The 595-nt window shown below is 45.9% G+C and carries 1 protein-coding gene; it reads left to right on the forward strand.

Annotated features, from left to right (window positions below):
• Positions 1-595, forward strand: a 595-nt coding sequence (locus R8N49_RS28810; RefSeq protein WP_318190659.1) for an AMP-binding protein, incomplete at both ends; no start/stop codon positions are given.

Raw genomic sequence — 595 nt, forward strand, 5'->3', positions numbered from 1 at the left:
TGCCTTGCAGAGAAATGCTGCAAGTAAACCGAATAAAACAGCCTTGATATGTGGTGATAAAAAATTCACATACGCAGAATTTGACGCGATTGCAGGTAAGATCGCGACTTCGATGATTAAAGCGGGCGTCAAACCGGGAGACCGAGTGGCGCTATCGTGCCCGAATTTGCCTTTCTTTCCTTTCGTTTATTTTGCGGTTCAGAAGGCGGGTGCCGTTACCGTTCCGCTGAACGTGTTGCTCAAATCTAGAGAAATCAAATACCACCTAGAAGATTCGAAAGCGAAGTTTTACTTCTGTTTTGAAGGAACGCCCGAACTGCAAATGGCGAAAGAAGGCATGAAAGCGTTTAAAGAGGTGGATGCGTGTGAAACGATGATCGTAATGACGCAAGATCAAACGCAAAAAGAGTACCAAGGTTTACCGACACTGACGTCTTTTATAGAAGATATCGAACCTTTGGCGGATTACGTTGCTCGCGATGCGGATGACACTTGTGTGATTTTGTATACATCAGGCACAACGGGACTGCCCAAAGGAGCAGAGCTCACGCAGCAAAACATCGTAATGAATGCGCTTGTGGCTCAGAACATCATG

Source organism: Vibrio sp. 1978, from assembly GCF_033344345.1.